This window comes from Caulobacter sp. GW821-FHT11A05 (assembly GCF_058809015.1).
Window position 1 is genome coordinate 25,157 of sequence record NZ_JBXASF010000010.1, and the last position, 14,661, is coordinate 39,817.

The following is a 14,661-nucleotide window of genomic DNA, read 5'->3' on the forward strand; positions in this document are numbered from 1 at the left end:
GCATACGACGGCCTCCCCTACCCGGCCCCGATAGGGCGGGACAAGGGAAAGGCGTCCACGAAACGAGGAGGATCGGCGAAATCACCGCGGGGCGAAGGCGGCCATGCCGGCGGCTTCGGGCTCGAAGGCGCCCGGCCGCTTGCGGGTCAGGCTCAGCGCCATGCCCATGGTCAGGCCCATGGCCAGCATCGAGGAGCCGCCGTAGCTGATGAACGGCAGGGTCATGCCCTTGGTCGGCGCCAGGTTGAGATTGACCGCCATGTTGATGATCGCCTGCTGGCCGACCAGCACGAACAGGGCCGCGGCGGCCACCTGTTCGAAACTGTCCTGCAGCCGCATCGCCTTGTAGAGGCCGCGCACCATCAGGAAGGCGAAGACGCCGATCAGGGCGAGGGAGAAGACCAGGCCGTACTCCTCGGCGGCGACCGAATAGATGAAGTCGGTCTGCAGGTCGGGGACGCCCTGTTTCATGACGCCCTCGCCAGGGCCGCGCCCGAACAGGCCGCCATTTGCAATCGCTTGCGCCGCCTTGTCGACCTGGTGAGTGTCGGCGCCTTCGGGCGACAGGAAGCGGTCGACGCGGCTGCGGGCGTGCGGCAGGAGGACGTAGATCAGGCCAAGACCCCCGGCCGCGGCCCCGCCCATGATCGGGATCCAGCTGATCGGCACCCCAGCCATCCAGAAGGCGGCCCCGAAGGCGATGGTGATCAGGATGGTCTGGCCGACGTCCGGCTGGATGATCAACAGGGCCACGGCGATGAAGTAGAGGCAGAAGGCGATCGAGACGCCCGGCACCCCCTGCCCCTTCTGCCCTTCGGAGAACATCCAGGCGACCAGCACGATCAGCGCGGGTTTCAGGAACTCGGACGGCTGCAGGGTGAAGCCGGCGAAGGTCACCCAGCGGGTGGCGCCCTTGGCCTCGTGGCCCAGGAACGGCAGCAAGGCCATGCAGACGATGGCCCCGATGTAGATGAAGAAGGCCGCCCGCTTGACCCCTCTCGGCGAGAGGATGGAGACGGCCAGCACCAGGCCGCAAGCCCCGGCCCCGAACAGCACCTGGCGGATGGCGAAGTGGAGCGGGTCGTCGAGGCGCAGGCGGATGGCCGCCGCCGGGCTGGAGGTGAAGCTGAGCAGCACGCCGATGGCGATCAGGATGCCGGTCGCCGCCAGCAGGGCGTGGTCGACCGTCCACCACCAGTTGGCCAGGGCCGTGCGCTTGGCGCGGGACACCAGATGCTGGTGGTTGGTCGGATAATCGGCGGCGGTCATGCACGGGCCTCGCGGGCGGCGGGCTGGCTCAAGGCCACGACGGCGGCGCGGAACGCCTCGCCGCGGGCCTCGAAGTCGGCGTACTGGTCGAAGGAGGCGCTGGCGGGCGACAACAGGACGATGGCCTCGTCCTCGGACCCTTGCGCGTCGGCGTAGGCGGCGGCGACGGCGGCTTCCATGTCGCCGCAGCGGACGACGGGCGCCTTGCCTTCCAGGGTCTGGGCGAAAGCCTCTTCGGCCTCGCCGATCAGATAGGCCTTCTCGATGCGCGGGAAGAGGTCGGCCAGCGCCTCGATGCCGCCCTCCTTGGCCCGGCCGCCGGCGATCCAGTAGACCTTGGGATAGCTGGACAGCGCCTGGCGGGCGGCGTCGGCGTTGGTGGCCTTGCTGTCGTTGACGAAGCGGACGCGGCCGAGCCTGGCCACCGTCTCCATGCGGTGGGCCAGGCCCGGGAAGGTCATCAGGCCGTTGGCGGCGTCGTCGCTGGAGACGCCCAGCGCCAGGCAGGCGGCGTAGGCGGCCGCCGCGTTCTGCCAATTGTGCTTGCCGGGCAAGGACCGGGCCATGGTCAGGTCGGCGACCTCCAGGGTGCGCTCGCCGGTGGCGTCGTAGAGGACGCCGGACAGCACATAGACGCCCCGACCCATGGCCTTGCCGGCGCTGATCGGGCGGATGGTGCGGCGGTTGGCGGCGGTGATCTCGGTGCAGATGCGCTGGCACCAGGGATCGTCGACGCCGATGACGGCGGTGTCGCCCTTGCCCTGGTTCAGCAGGATCCGCTTCTTGGCGGTGACGTAGCCCTCCATGCCGCCGTGGCGGTCCAGGTGGTCGGGCGACAGGTTGAGCAGCACCGAGGCGTCGGCCTTCAGGCTGCTGGTCAGGTCGAGCTGGTAACTGGAGAGTTCCAGCACATAGACGGCCCCGCCGTGCATGTCGGGCAGGCCCAGGACGCCGAAGCCGATATTGCCGCCGATGCGGGCGTCGCGGCCGGCGCTGCGCAGGATGTGGCCGATCAGGGCGGTGGTGGTCGACTTGCCGTTGGTGCCGGTGATGGCGACGATCTTCGGCCGCTTATGAACAGGGGCGGCGTTGACCGCCCGGGCGAAGAGCTCGATGTCGCCCAGCACCTCGACGCCGTTGGCTTGCGCCCTCGTCACCGTCCAGTGCGGCACCGGATGGGTCAGCGGCACACCGGGCGACAGCATCAGGGCGGCGAAGTCGCTCCAGTCGGCCTTTTCGAGATCGACCAGCGGAAGGCCCTCGGCCTCGGCGGCTTCCCGGCCCTTGGGGTTCTCGTCCCACAGCGCCACGTTCGCCCCGCCGGCGATCAGGGCGCGCGCCGCCGACAGGCCGGTCCGGCCGAGGCCGAACACGGCGACGGTGCGCCCTTCAAAGCCGGGAACGGGGATCATGTGCGCGACGAGCCCCTCATCTGAGTTTCAAGGTGGCCAGGCCGATGAAGGCCAGGATGATGGCGACGATCCAGAAGCGGATGACGACCGTGCTCTCGGCCCAGCCCAGCTTCTCGAAGTGGTGGTGGATGGGCGCCATCAGGAAGATGCGCTTGCCGGTCCGCTTGAAGTAGAAGACCTGGATCATCACCGACAGGGCCTCGACCACGAACAGGCCGCCGATGATGCCCAGCACGATCTCATGCTTGGCGGCCACGGCGACGGCGCTGATCGAGCCGCCGAGGGCCAGCGAGCCGGTGTCGCCCATGAAGATCTTGGCCGGCGGGGCGTTGTACCAGAGGAAGCCCATGCCGGCCCCGATGATGCTCATGCAGAAGACCGCCAGCTCGCCCGAGCCCGGCACCCACGGCACGGCCAGGTATTTGGCGAACACCGCGTTGCCGACCAGGTAGGCGATGATGCCGAAGGCGGCGGCGGCGATCATCACCGGCACGATGGCCAGGCCGTCCAGCCCGTCGGTCAGGTTCACCGAGTTGGAGGCGCCGACGATGATGAAGGCCCCGAAGGCCAGGTAGAACCAGCCCAGGTCAATGATCAGGTTCTTGAAGATCGGGAAGGCCACCGAGGTGACCAGGTGCGGCGCCTCCTTGGGGCTTTCGCCATAGAGCACCAGGACCAGCACGGCAGCGAAGGCGACCACGGTCTGGATCAGGATCTTCATGCGGCCGGAGACGCCGGCCGTCGTCTGCTTGGTCACCTTGCGATAGTCGTCCAGGAAGCCCAGCAGGCCGTAGGCGGCGGTGACGAAGATCACCACCCAGACCTTGATGCTGGAAAGGTCGGCCCACAGCAGGGTGGCGACCATCATCCCGGCCAGGATCATGAAGCCGCCCATGGTCGGGGTGCCGGCCTTCTCGATCACGTGACGGGCGATGCCGTCCTCGCGGATCGGCTGGCCCTTGCCCTGCTTGGTCTTCATCCAGCGGATGAAGCGGCTGCCCATGGCCACGGCGACGATGAAGGCCGTCGCCCAGGCCATGCCGGCCCGGAAGGTCTGGTACTGGAAGAGGTTGAGCAGCGGGAACTTGGCGCCCTCGGCCGTCAGCCATTCATAGAGAAGATACAGCATCAGGCGCCGCCCCCGTCGCGGCCCAGCCCGGCCAGCGCGGCGGCGATGACGCCGGCGCGGGAGCCGTTGGAGCCTTTGACCATCACCACATCGCCCGGCTCTATGGCCTGGGCGATCAGCGGCGCGAGATCGGCCGCTGTTTCCGCGTAGCCGCCCCGGCGAGTCGCCGGAAGGGCCTCCCAGAGCGATTTCATCAGCGGCCCGGCGACGAACGCCAGGTCGATATTGGCCGCATCGATAGGCCCGGCAAGGGATGCGTGCATGGCCGGGCCCTCGGGACCGAGCTCCAGCATGTCGGTCAGCGCGACGATGCGCCGCCCCGCCACCTTGCGGGCCCCCAGGGTGCGGAAGCCGGCGGCCATCGAGATGGGGTTGGCGTTGTAGGACTCGTCGATCAGCGTAAAGGGCGCGCCGGGCTTGGCGACGGCCTTCTCGGCCCCCCGGCCGGCCAGCGGCTCGAAAGCGGCCAGGGCGGCGAGCGCGGTGGGACGGTCGACGTCCATCGCTTCCAGCATCAACAGGGTGCAGAGGCTGTTGAGGCCCCAGTGATGGCCGGTCTGCAGCAGGCCATAGCTGAGCGGCTGGCCGTGCAGCGCAGCCGAAACGGTGGCGCGGGCCCCGTCGACGTCGAAGCCGGTCAGGCGGGCGTCGCAACCTTCGCCCGAGCCGAAGGACAGCACCTTGGCGCCGGCGGCGCGGGCGCGCTCGGCGAGCAGGTCGAACCAGCTGTTGTCGGCGTTGAGCACGGCGACGCCGCTCGGCTCGATGCCGTCGAAGATCTCGGCCTTGGCCAGGGCGACGCCGGTTTCGCCGTCGGGGAAGTTTTCGATGTGCACGGGGCCGACGGTGGTGATGGCGACGGCGTGCGGGCGGACGAACTTCGACAGCGGGGTGATCTCATCGGCGTGGTTCATGCCGATCTCGAAGACGGCGCGCTGCGTCGCCTTGGGCATCCGCGCCAGGGTCAGGGGCACGCCGATGTGGTTGTTGTAGCTCTTGACCGAGTTGTGGCTGGGGCCGGCCAGGGCCAGGCCGGCGGCGATGGCCTGGGTGACGCTGGTCTTGCCGACCGAACCGGTGACAGCGCAGCGGCGGGCGGAGGAACGGTCGCGAGCGGCAATGCCGAGCAATTCCAACGCTTTGAGCGTATCGCCGACCTGCACCGACGGGCCATCGACCGGCTTGGAGGCGAGGAGGCCGGCGGCGCCGTCGGCCAGTGCCTTGGCGGCGAACTCGTGGCCGTCGCGCACCCCGGCCAGGGCGACGAACAGGTCGCCGGGCTCGATGGAGCGGCTGTCGATGGAGACGCCATCGACCGCGAACGGGGCGGTGATGGTTCCGCCGGTGGCGGCGGCGATCTCGGCGGCGGTCCAGAGGCTCATCGCTGGGCCTCCAGAGCGGCGGCGGTCTCGGCCACGTCGTCGAAGGGGTGGTTGACGCCGGCGACCAGCTGACCCTGCTCGTGGCCCTTGCCGGCCACGGCCAGGACGTCGCCGTCTTCCAGCAAGGCGGCGCCGGCCCGGATGGCGGCGCGGCGGTCGCCGATTTCGCGGGCGCCCGGAGCGGCGGCGAGGATGGCGGCGCGGATCGAGGCGGGATCTTCGGAACGCGGGTTGTCGTCGGTGACGATGGCGACATCGGCCAGGCGGGCGGCGATCTCGCCCATCAGGGGACGCTTGCCGGCGTCCCGGTCGCCGCCGGCCCCGAACACGGCGATCAGCTTGCCGCGCACATGCGGCCGCAGGGCCTTGAGCAGGGTTTCGAGGCCGTCGGGGGTGTGGGCGTAGTCGACGTAGGCCTCGCCGCCGCGCGGACCGGTCCCGACCCGCTGCATGCGGCCGGGGGCGCCGTCCAGCTGTTCGAGCGCGGCGAAGACGGCCGTCGCCTCTTCACCGGCGGCGATGCAGAGACCGGCCGCGACCAGGGCGTTGTCGGCCTGGAAGCCGCCGGCCAGCGGCAGGCGGACGATGTGGTGGCCGCCCTTGTATTGGAGGGTCAGGGTCTGGCCGTCGGGGGTGAGGATGCGGTCGAGCAGCCTGATCCCCTCCCCGGCCATGCCGGTGGAGATCAGGGTGTGGCCGTGGGTGACGGCGGCGGCGGCGAAGGCGTCGTACTGATCGCTGTCGGCGTTGAGCACGGCGGTGGACCCGGTCGGCAGCAGGGTTTCGAACAGCCGCAGCTTGGCGGCCCGGTAGGCGCCCATGGTGCCGTGGTAGTCGAGGTGATCCTGCGTGAAATTGGTGAAGCCGGCGGCGGCCAGTTTGACCCCGTCCAGGCGGCGCTGGTCGATGCCGTGCGAAGAGGCTTCGAGGGCCACATGGGTGACGCCCATGTCGGCCATCCGCGCCATCAGTTCGGCGACGTCGGCGGCGTCTGGGGTCGTCAGGCCCGGCGGGGTGAGCACCACGTCCGCCTTGCCCGGGGCCGAGACGACAACGCCCAGGGTGCCCATGCTGCCGGCCGTGTGGCCAAGCGTGGCGAACATCTGGCGGCAGAAGGCGGCGATGGAGGTCTTGCCGTTGGTGCCGGTGATGGCGACGCAGGTCGCCGGCTGGCGGCCCCAGAATTTGGCGGCGGCCAGGCCGTAGGCGCGGCGGATGTCCTTGGCGTGGATGACCGGCACGTCGAGGCCCGTCACGTCCTCGGGGGCCAGCACGGCCACCGCCCCGAACTCCAGGGCCTTGGCGATGAAGGTCCGGCCATCGGCCTTGCTGCCCGGCAGGGCGGCGAACAGAAAGCCCGGCTTCACCCGGCGGCTGTCGGCGGTGACGCCGGTGATGTCGACGTCGCCTTCAACGGCCTGTCCAACAATGGCGCTCAGCAGCGTCACAGATTGGGCCTCCCGTGCACGGCGGCGATGTCGAACTGCGGCCGCTGCATCAGGCGCGGCACGCCCAGGAAGCGGGCGCTGCGGTCGATCACCCGGCCGGCGGCCGGGGCGGCGACCAGGCCGCCGGTGCGGGCCCCGCCGGTCGGTTCGTCCAGCAGGATCAGCACGAAGTAGCGCGGCGCCTCCAGCGGCCCGTCGGTCGGGAAGACGGCGGCGAAGGAGGCCACCTGCTTGGTCGAGCTGTAGGCGCGGATGCTGGGATCGTACTTCTCGCCGGTGCCGGTCTTGCCGCCGACCGACAGGCCCAGCGCGTCGGCGCGGCGGCCGGTGCCGCCGACGACGTTGCCACGCATGATGCGCAGCATGGCGCGGCTGGTGTCCTCGGAGAACACCCGATGCCCCTCCGGCCGGTAGCCGGGCGGCTTCTTGAGGATCGTGACGGGCACGAAGTTGCCCCCGTTCAGCAGGGCGCCCATGGCCTGGGCCATGGCCAGGGGCGTGACGTTGATGCCGTGTCCGAAGGAAACACTGGCCAGGGCGTCGTCGTTCCAAACCTTGGGGACCAGCGGTGTGGCGGTCTCGAACAGCTCCATCTTCGGCCGGCGGGTCAGCCCAAGGGCGTCGTAATAGTGCTTCAGCCGGTCCACGCCGATACCCAGCGCCAGCTTGGCGGTGCCGATGTTGGAGCTGTGGTTGAACACCTCGCCCAGGGTCAGGATACGGTTGGTGCCATGGAAGTCGTGGATGGTGCGATAGCCCATCTTCAGCGGCGTGCGGGCGTCGAAGGTGGAGTCCATCGAGGCCACCCCGGTGTCGAGGCCGGCGGCGACGGTGAAGGTCTTGAAGGTCGAGCCCATCTCATAAAGCTGGGCCGAGGCGCGGTTCTTGCGGTCAGACTCGGCGAACTTGCCGAAGCGGTTGGGGTCGAACTCCGGCAGGGACGCCATGGCGATGACTTCGCCGGTGTGGACGTTGGTCACCAAGCCGACGGCGTTGACCGGATGAAACTCCTCGACGGCGGCGGCCAGTTCCTCTTCCAGGGCGGCCTGGACGCGGACGTCGATGGAGAGGGCGACGGGCTCGCCGCTGATATAGCCGGCCCGAAGTTGATCCATCAGGCCGCGCTCGGCGCCCTGCAGGCCCTGGCCGCCGGGATCGGAGAAGCCGACCAGGTGGGCGGCCAGCGGACCCATCGGATAGACCCGGCGGGGGCTTTCCTCGAAGCTGATGCCGGGCAGGCCGAGGTCGTGGATACTGGCGCGGACTTCCGGTGTCAGGCCTTCGACCAGGACCCGGCGCTTGCCCTTGTTCATGACGTCGTTGAACTTCGAGGGCTTCAGGCCCGGCACGCGGGTCAGCAGTTCCTTGCGGGTCTCGCGGCGGTTCCAGACGTCGGCCGGGTCGAGGAACAGGCTGTAGTGCGTCAGGTTGGCGGCCAGCAGCTGGCCGTTGCGGTCGACGAGGTCAGCCTTGGCGCTGAGCGGCAAGGAGGCGATCGAGCCCTTCTTGCCGGCATCGCTGAAGGCGGCGGCGAAGATGGCCCCGCCGCCGATCAGGCCGAACAGGACCGCAAAAAAGGCCAACACCACCAGGATGCGGACCCGCGCGTCGTCTTCCGGTCGGCCCGAGGCCTTGGCCCGCTCGAAGGCGTGCTCGATGCGCCACAGCCAGTCGATGGCCCAGCGGACCGGGCGCGGATAGCGGTGGGGGGTGAGGTCGGCGAGACTCATTGGCCGGTCTCCGCCGGGTTAGCGGCGACTGGAGCCGTCGGCGCCACGCCGACTTCGGCGGCAACCGGAGGCGGGGTCTCGATGCCGGGCACTTCCTCGGGCTGGACTTCCGGCGCCGTGGGGGTGGCGATCGGGGTCGGCGGCTCATAGCCGGCGGCGATGGCCGGCAGGCTGTTCAGGTCGCCCTCGCGGGTGGCGGCCAGCGGGGCCATGCCGAGCAGGGCCTTGGACAGGCGCTGCAGTCGCTCGGGCTGTTCGAGGTGGGCGACCTCGGCCTTGAGCAGGCGGATGCGCTTGTTCTCTTCGCCGATGGTGCGTTCGGTGCGGGCGATGTCGCGCACCTCGCGGCCGGCGTAGGCCTTGGCCAGCAGGACGGTGATCGCCGTGATCATCAACAGCGCGCAGAAGACGACGTTGATGGTGCGGAAGCCCCGGGTGCGGTGGTCGAGCAGGCTCATGCGGCGTCCCTCCACACGGGGGCGGCGGTGCGAACCGCGGCCCGCAGCTTGGCGGACCGCGACCGGGGATTGACGGCCGACTCGGCCTCGGAAGCCTGTTTGGCGCCGTTATGGATGAGCTCGAAGGAGGCCGGGGCGCCGGCCTTGACCGGCGGGGCGTGGCGCGAACCGCCGGGGGTCTTGCCGGCCCGTTCGGCCAGAAAGGCCTTGACGATGCGGTCTTCCAGCGAATGGAAGGTGACGACGGCGAGGCGTCCGCCGGTCTTCAGGACGCGTTCGGCGGCCAGCAGGCCCGCTTCGAGTTCGCTGAGCTCTTCGTTGACGGCGATGCGCAGGGCCTGGAAGGACTTGGTGGCCGGATGGGTCTTGGCGCCGCGCCGGCCGCCCAGCGCCTTCTCGATAACCTCGGCCAGATCGAGCGTCCGGTTGAAGGGGGTTTCGTCGCGGCGGCGCAGGATGAAGCTGGCCACCCGGCGGCTCTCACGCTCCTCGCCGTAGACGTAGAAGATGCGGGCCAGCTCGGCGTGTTCGAGGGTGTTGACCAGGTCGGCGGCGGTGGGGCCGTCGGCGCCCATGCGCATGTCGAGCGGGCCGTCACGCATGAAGGAGAAGCCGCGATCGGCCTCGTCCAGCTGCATGGAGGAGACGCCGAGGTCGAGGGCGACTCCGTCGACGCTGCCGTCGCCCAGGGTGTCGGCCATGGCCGAGAAGCGGTCGTCGATCAGGCGGAAGCGGCCGGTCGCTTCCAACGGCGCGGCGAACTTGCGGGCGCTGGGGTCGCGGTCGAAGGCGACGACGGAGGCGCCAGTGTCGAGGATGGCTTTGCTATAGCCGCCGGCCCCGAAGGTGCCGTCGATGATGGTCTGGCCGGGCCCCGCGCGCAGGGCGTCCAGCACCTCGGGCAACATGACCGAGATGTGGGGCTGTTCCGGACTGCTCATTACGGCTGCCCCAGCTTCGCGGCGCCCACACTTGCCGCTCTCTGGGCGGCGCGCAGGGCTGCGAGGCCCTCCCGGGCCCCCTCGCGAGCGGCGGCGCGGCGCGCCTGGAAGGCTTCGCGCGGCCAGATCTGGAAACGCTCGCCAAGGCCGACCAGCACCACCCAGTCGGTCAGGCCGAACTGGTCGCAGAGCTGCGGCGGCAGGGTGATGCGACCGGCGTCGTCGAAGCTCATCCGGGCCAGGCCGCCGTTGATGGAAAGCTCCAGGTCGGACCGCAGCGGGTCGCCGAAGGGCAGTTCGTCGATCACCGACTGGTAGCGGTCGAACAGGCCCTTGCCGCCGCCCTCGATGCAGTCGAACTCGATGGAGGGGAAACAGAAGACGCCGTCGAACAGGCCCGACAGGGCGGCGCGGAACTCCATCGGCACAACGAGGCGCCGTTTCGCGTCCAACTGTTTCTCGAACGTCGAGAAGAACACCCTGTCCCTGCCCTGTTGCCCTGCCAGTCGAATGGCCCACGCCTCGGTCGCCGCACTGCCCCGCGCCGAGTGTGTTTGGGTTAACATGGGACGAATTGGGCGGCAATGGGACGGAATGCCTCAACGAAAGATTCAGTGCAGATTCAAGGGCATTTTTCCGGTGTTTGGTTAATGAAGTTAAACGATCAACAGAACATACATGGAACGCGTTAAGTAATGCGGGGATAAGAGCAGCATCCCTTCTCCCGCTCGTCGGGAGAAGGTGGCCCGCGAAGCGGGTCGGATGAGGGCAGAGCGGAACGTCGATGAATGGCCGCTGCGCCGAACGCGCCAGAACGAGGCTGACCGGCCAAGGCCGGCGCCGCCCTCATCCGACGGCCTTCGGCCGCCACCTTCTCCCGACAAGCGGGAGAAGGAAGATCAGATGGCCTGTAAGCCGGGTTCTGTCCCGGCCGCGAACGGCCGGTGACGATCATTCCTCTGGACCGCCCCTCGCGGGACGGTTCTCGCGACCAACCCGGACGCCTCGGGCCGGTGACGGCCCTGCCTGAAGTATCGACCCGAAAGCCGACTTATCAGGCGCGGAATCCCTATTCGGTCTTGCTCCAGGCGGGGCTTGCCGTGCCAGGACTGTTACCAGCCCCGCGGTGGGCTCTTACCCCACCCTTTCACCCTTACCCCCCTTCGCCCGAAGGCTTCGGAGGGCGGTTTGCTCTCTGTGGCGCTATCCCTGGGGTCGCCCCCGGCGGGCGTTACCCGCCGCCTTGTCACCGTGGAGCCCGGACTTTCCTCGACGCTTGCGCGCCGCGATCGCCCGGCCATCTGATCCGTGCGGAGGAATGGGGGCGCCGGCCCGCCGGGTCAAGCCTCGTCGGCGGAAACGCCGCGGGAGGCCAGCTGGGCCTTCAGCTTGCGGACGTCCGGGGCCATCAGGAAGCCGAAGGAGACGCAGCCCTCCTTGGTGTGGACGGCGTGGTGGAAGCGGTGGGCCTGGATCAGGCGTTTCCAGTAGGCGCTTCTCGCTTTCGGCATGGGGAAGCGGCGGTGGACCAGGCCGTCGTGGAACAGGAAGTAGATGGCCCCGTAGGTCGTGATGCCGCAGCCCACCGGCAGCAGCCAGGGCACGCCATGGACGCCGAAGTAGATGGCGACGATGGCCGGGGCGGCGAAGACCACGGCGAACAGGTCGTTGAGCTCGAAATTGCCGGTGCGCGGCTCGTGGTGCGACCGGTGCCAGACCCAGCCCCAGCCATGCATGACATAGCGGTGCGTCACCCAGGCGAAGCCTTCCATGAAGACCACGGCGGCGAGGTAGAGGGCAACGAAGGTAAGGACTTGGATCATCGACGCACCAGGCGGGCCATCACATGGGCCAGCAGCAGGCCCGCCAGACCCACGCCGACCAGAACCCCCCAGGCAGGATACAACGAAGTCCACTCCGCGTCGCGCCAAAGCAGCGCCTGATAGGCGTCGATGGCCCAGGTCGGGGGCGTGAACAGGCCCAGCGTCTGCAGCCAGGGCGGCATCAGGAAGCGCGGCACCATGGCCCCGCCGACCGCCGCCAGCAGAAGGATGGAGAAGGTAGAAACAAGCTGGGCCTGGTCGCGGCTGCGGGTGACCGACACCATGCCCAGGGCCAGGCCGGCGGCGCAGACCCCGACGCAGACGCTGGTCGCCAGCCAGGGCCAGAGATGGCTGCGCACCTGGGTGTCGTAGAGCAGCTGGGCGACCAGGAAGATGGCGCAGGCCTGCAGCACCGTCTGCAGGACGATGAACAGGAACTTGCCGTTCAGGGCCGGGGTCATGCCGGCGGCCCCGGCCAGGATGCGGTCGGCGACGCCGGCCTTGCGCTCCTCGATCAGGGTCATGGCCGCGGTCACCGCCGAGAACAGGGCGAAGAGGATGGTCACGGCCCCGGCATAGTAGGAGATCGCCCCCCTGCCCTTGGCCGCCGAGATGGCCTCGACCGCAAACAGGTCCTGAGCGGCGGGCACGGCGCGCCCGGCCTTGGCGTCGTCATGGACGCGGTCGACAACGGTCCTGGCCTGGGCCTTCTGGCCGGCGGAGAGCGGCTCGTAGACCGGCCCGACCATGCCGAGGGTCTTTTCCAGCACGATGTCGGGCAGGCGTTCGCTCAAGGCCGCCTGGATGCGGCCCTGGGTCATCGGGGCGGCCATGGCCCGGGTGGTGTCGGTGACGATCAGGAAGGGCGTGCCGGCCCCGGCCGGGTCGGACAGGATGATCAGCCCGGCGTCGGCCTTGCCCTCGCGCACCTGGCGGCGGACGGACTTGGTGGTGCCCGGATCGGCGGTGACCGCGCGCAGGTGGCCGTCCTGCAGCAGGGCTTCGACCAGCCGGCCCGAGGCGGGCGTCTTGGCCTGGTCGGCGATGACCAGCCTGAGCCTGATGTTCTCGCCGGTCGAGCCGGCGAACACCGTCGCGAAGATCACGAAGACCAGCGGCGGCAGCAGGAAGGTCATGGCCAGGGCGCCGCGATCGCGCAGCAGCCGGAGCAGCATCACCCGGAACATGGCGAACATCATGCGGCGTCTTGCCAGTCGGCGACGAGGGTGAAGAGGTTGTGCAAGCTGGGCTGGCGCACGCGGATTTCGCGCGGGGTGACGCCGGCCTTGCGCAGGGTGGCGTCCAGCTTGCCGGCCGTCGCGTAACCGCCAGCGTCGAGGGTGGTCCAGACGTTGGTCTTGCCGCGCCGCTCCAGGCCAGCGCCGGCCAGGACGATCTCGTCGCCGCTGTCGGGGTCCTCATCGAGCTGGACGAGGATTTCCAGCTCTTCGCCGAAGGCCTGGGTGATCAGGCTGCGGGGCGAGCCCTCCATGACCTTGCGGCCCTCGCGCAGGAAGCCGACACGATCGGCCAGGTCGCCGGCCTGGTCGAGGTCGTGGGTGATCATCAGCACGCAGACGCCAGTGTCGCGCAGGTCGCGGATGACCCCGTCGAGGGCCTCGCGGGCGTCGGGATCGACCCCGACCATCGGCTCGTCGAGGACCAGCAGCCGGGGGCTGTGCAGGATGGCGCAGGCGATGTTGACCCGCCGGCGATAGCCGCCCGACAGGTGGCGGATCGGCACATGCTCGCGGTCGGCGATGCGGCAGAGGTGGATGGCGCGGGCCACCGCGTCGCGCAGGGCCTTCCCCCGCACTCCGGCCAGACGGCCGAAGGTCGCCAGGTTCTCGGCCACGGTCATGTGGTTGTAGAGGGCGATCTCCTGCGGCACGAGGCCGAGCGCCGCGCGGCAGACCGGGGTCGACCAGGGGTTCTGGCCTTCGAGCGCGATGTCGCCCTTGGAAAGCTTCATGCGGCCGCAGATGGCGTGGATCAGGGTGGTCTTGCCGGCCCCGTTGGGACCCAGCAGGGCGTAGATCTCGCCGGGGCGCAGGGTGAGGTCGACGCCGCGCAGGATCTTGCGCGAGCCATGGCTCAGCTCGGCCCCCCAGACGTTGAGGATCGGCCGGCTATCGGTCACGCCGCGACCTTGCGGGGGCCGAACAGGGCGCTGGCGTAGCGCCAGGCGTGGTCGCCGCAGCGGGCTTCGGCCAGGGCGTCGCGGGCGGCGTCGAGGTAGCCTTCCATGGCTTGGCGGGCGCCGGCGATGCCCAGGCTGGTGATCAGGGTCGGCATGCCGGCGTCCTTGCCGAGATCCTTGCCTTCGGCGGCGGAGCCTTCGGCGTCGAGCAGGTCGTCGCGAATCTGGAAGGCCAACCCTAAGCGCCGGGCGAACTCGCCGATGGCGGCCAGGCGGGCGCCGTCGGCCCCGGCGATCAGGGCCCCGGCCTGGGCGGGGGCGACCAGCAGGACGCCGGTCTTCTGATGGTTGAGGAGGTCGATCTCGTCGTTGCTCAGGGTCTTGCCGCGGCGATCGAGGTCGCGGGCCTGGCCGGCGACCAGGCCGCGGAAGCCGACGCATTCGGAGAGGCGGGCGGTCAGCTCGACCTTGGCCGCATCGGTCAGGCCGGCGTCGTCGGCGATCACCCCGTAGGCGCGGTTCAGCAGGGCGACGGCGGCGAGGATGGCGCTGGCCTCGTCAAAGGCCCGGTGGGTGGTGGCGACGCCCCGGCGCAGGTGCGCGTCGTCCATCGACGGCAGGTCGTCGAGGATCAGGGAGGCGGTGTGGACCAGCTCGAAGGCGCAGGCGGCATCCAGGGCCGCGCCGTCGGGGGCGCCGAAGTCGCGGGCGGTGAGGATGGCCAGCATCGGGCGGAAGCGCTTGCCGGAGGCGAGGACGGCGTAGCGGGCGGCGCCGGTCAGCGGCGCCGGGGCCTGGCCCTCGGGCGGCAGAAGTTGCGCCAGGCGCCGCTCGACGAGGCCCCGGGTCTGCTCGAGCCCATTGAAGAAGGCCGCATCGTCCATCCGCTGGCCTTGAACCCCATCTTGCCCCCGAAGCAGGCAGGCCGA

Annotated in this window: 13 protein-coding genes and 1 other RNA gene; all 14 read right to left on the reverse strand. The window is 69.9% G+C overall.

What is annotated here, in order from left to right; genetic code table 11:
• Positions 1 to 81: 81 nt before the first annotated feature.
• The gene (locus AC1RSK_RS15030; RefSeq protein ID WP_492908383.1) at positions 82 to 1,269 is read right to left on the reverse strand and encodes a peptidoglycan glycosyltransferase FtsW; all 1,188 of its coding nucleotides are present in this window, start codon (positions 1,267 to 1,269) and stop codon (positions 82 to 84) included.
• The gene (gene murD, locus AC1RSK_RS15035; RefSeq protein ID WP_492908384.1) at positions 1,266 to 2,681 is read right to left on the reverse strand and encodes a UDP-N-acetylmuramoyl-L-alanine--D-glutamate ligase; all 1,416 of its coding nucleotides are present in this window, start codon (positions 2,679 to 2,681) and stop codon (positions 1,266 to 1,268) included. Before murD ends, AC1RSK_RS15030 begins: the two co-directional genes overlap by 4 nt.
• A gap of 16 nt (positions 2,682 to 2,697) precedes the next feature.
• Positions 2,698 to 3,810: a phospho-N-acetylmuramoyl-pentapeptide-transferase gene (mraY, locus tag AC1RSK_RS15040; protein ID WP_492908385.1), complete on the reverse strand. Its 1,113-nt coding sequence runs from the start codon at positions 3,808 to 3,810 to the stop codon at positions 2,698 to 2,700.
• On the reverse strand, positions 3,810 to 5,192 hold the full coding sequence (locus AC1RSK_RS15045) for a UDP-N-acetylmuramoyl-tripeptide--D-alanyl-D-alanine ligase (protein ID WP_492908386.1): 1,383 nt from the start codon (positions 5,190 to 5,192) through the stop codon (positions 3,810 to 3,812). Before AC1RSK_RS15045 ends, mraY begins: the two co-directional genes overlap by 1 nt.
• Positions 5,189 to 6,640, reverse strand: a complete 1,452-nt coding sequence (locus tag AC1RSK_RS15050; RefSeq protein ID WP_492908387.1) for a UDP-N-acetylmuramoyl-L-alanyl-D-glutamate--2,6-diaminopimelate ligase — start codon at positions 6,638 to 6,640, stop codon at positions 5,189 to 5,191. The genes AC1RSK_RS15045 and AC1RSK_RS15050 overlap by 4 nt, the downstream gene beginning before the upstream one ends.
• Positions 6,637 to 8,370, reverse strand: coding sequence for a peptidoglycan D,D-transpeptidase FtsI family protein (locus tag AC1RSK_RS15055; protein WP_492908388.1), 1,734 nt, complete (start codon positions 8,368 to 8,370; stop codon positions 6,637 to 6,639). The genes AC1RSK_RS15050 and AC1RSK_RS15055 overlap by 4 nt, the downstream gene beginning before the upstream one ends.
• The gene (gene ftsL, locus AC1RSK_RS15060; RefSeq protein ID WP_492908389.1) at positions 8,367 to 8,828 is read right to left on the reverse strand and encodes a cell division protein FtsL; all 462 of its coding nucleotides are present in this window, start codon (positions 8,826 to 8,828) and stop codon (positions 8,367 to 8,369) included. The genes AC1RSK_RS15055 and ftsL overlap by 4 nt, the downstream gene beginning before the upstream one ends.
• Complete coding sequence (gene rsmH / locus AC1RSK_RS15065) at positions 8,825 to 9,769, reverse strand: 16S rRNA (cytosine(1402)-N(4))-methyltransferase RsmH (RefSeq protein ID WP_492908390.1); 945 nt, start codon at positions 9,767 to 9,769, stop codon at positions 8,825 to 8,827. The genes ftsL and rsmH overlap by 4 nt, the downstream gene beginning before the upstream one ends.
• Positions 9,769 to 10,248: a division/cell wall cluster transcriptional repressor MraZ gene (locus AC1RSK_RS15070; RefSeq protein ID WP_492908391.1), complete on the reverse strand. Its 480-nt coding sequence runs from the start codon at positions 10,246 to 10,248 to the stop codon at positions 9,769 to 9,771. The genes rsmH and AC1RSK_RS15070 overlap by 1 nt, the downstream gene beginning before the upstream one ends.
• 416 nt (positions 10,249 to 10,664) lie before the next feature.
• Positions 10,665 to 11,074: RNase P RNA component class A (rnpB, locus tag AC1RSK_RS15075), an RNA gene on the reverse strand.
• Between the two features lie 35 nt (positions 11,075 to 11,109).
• Complete coding sequence (locus AC1RSK_RS15080) at positions 11,110 to 11,592, reverse strand: sterol desaturase family protein (RefSeq protein WP_492908392.1); 483 nt, start codon at positions 11,590 to 11,592, stop codon at positions 11,110 to 11,112.
• Positions 11,589 to 12,791: an ABC transporter permease gene (locus AC1RSK_RS15085; RefSeq protein WP_492908393.1), complete on the reverse strand. Its 1,203-nt coding sequence runs from the start codon at positions 12,789 to 12,791 to the stop codon at positions 11,589 to 11,591. Before AC1RSK_RS15085 ends, AC1RSK_RS15080 begins: the two co-directional genes overlap by 4 nt.
• Positions 12,788 to 13,732, reverse strand: a complete 945-nt coding sequence (locus AC1RSK_RS15090; protein ID WP_492908394.1) for an ABC transporter ATP-binding protein — start codon at positions 13,730 to 13,732, stop codon at positions 12,788 to 12,790. The genes AC1RSK_RS15085 and AC1RSK_RS15090 overlap by 4 nt, the downstream gene beginning before the upstream one ends.
• Positions 13,729 to 14,616: a polyprenyl synthetase family protein gene (locus AC1RSK_RS15095; protein ID WP_492908395.1), complete on the reverse strand. Its 888-nt coding sequence runs from the start codon at positions 14,614 to 14,616 to the stop codon at positions 13,729 to 13,731. Before AC1RSK_RS15095 ends, AC1RSK_RS15090 begins: the two co-directional genes overlap by 4 nt.
• Positions 14,617 to 14,661: the final 45 nt, after the last annotated feature.

Excerpts from the sequence above, each read along its gene's own strand:
- AC1RSK_RS15095 (WP_492908395.1), bottom strand. The coding sequence starts at position 14,616 with ATGGACGATGCGGCCTTCTTCAATGGGCTCGAGCAGACCCGGGGCCTC.
- ftsL (WP_492908389.1), bottom strand. The coding sequence starts at position 8,828 with ATGAGCCTGCTCGACCACCGCACCCGGGGCTTCCGCACCATCAACGTC.
- murD (WP_492908384.1), bottom strand. The coding sequence starts at position 2,681 with ATGATCCCCGTTCCCGGCTTTGAAGGGCGCACCGTCGCCGTGTTCGGC.
- AC1RSK_RS15045 (WP_492908386.1), bottom strand. The coding sequence starts at position 5,192 with ATGAGCCTCTGGACCGCCGCCGAGATCGCCGCCGCCACCGGCGGAACC.
- AC1RSK_RS15080 (WP_492908392.1), bottom strand. The coding sequence starts at position 11,592 with ATGATCCAAGTCCTTACCTTCGTTGCCCTCTACCTCGCCGCCGTGGTC.
- mraY (WP_492908385.1), bottom strand. The coding sequence starts at position 3,810 with ATGCTGTATCTTCTCTATGAATGGCTGACGGCCGAGGGCGCCAAGTTC.
- AC1RSK_RS15085 (WP_492908393.1), bottom strand. The coding sequence starts at position 12,791 with ATGATGTTCGCCATGTTCCGGGTGATGCTGCTCCGGCTGCTGCGCGAT.
- rsmH (WP_492908390.1), bottom strand. The coding sequence starts at position 9,769 with ATGAGCAGTCCGGAACAGCCCCACATCTCGGTCATGTTGCCCGAGGTG.
- AC1RSK_RS15030 (WP_492908383.1), bottom strand. The coding sequence starts at position 1,269 with ATGACCGCCGCCGATTATCCGACCAACCACCAGCATCTGGTGTCCCGC.
- AC1RSK_RS15055 (WP_492908388.1), bottom strand. The coding sequence starts at position 8,370 with ATGAGTCTCGCCGACCTCACCCCCCACCGCTATCCGCGCCCGGTCCGC.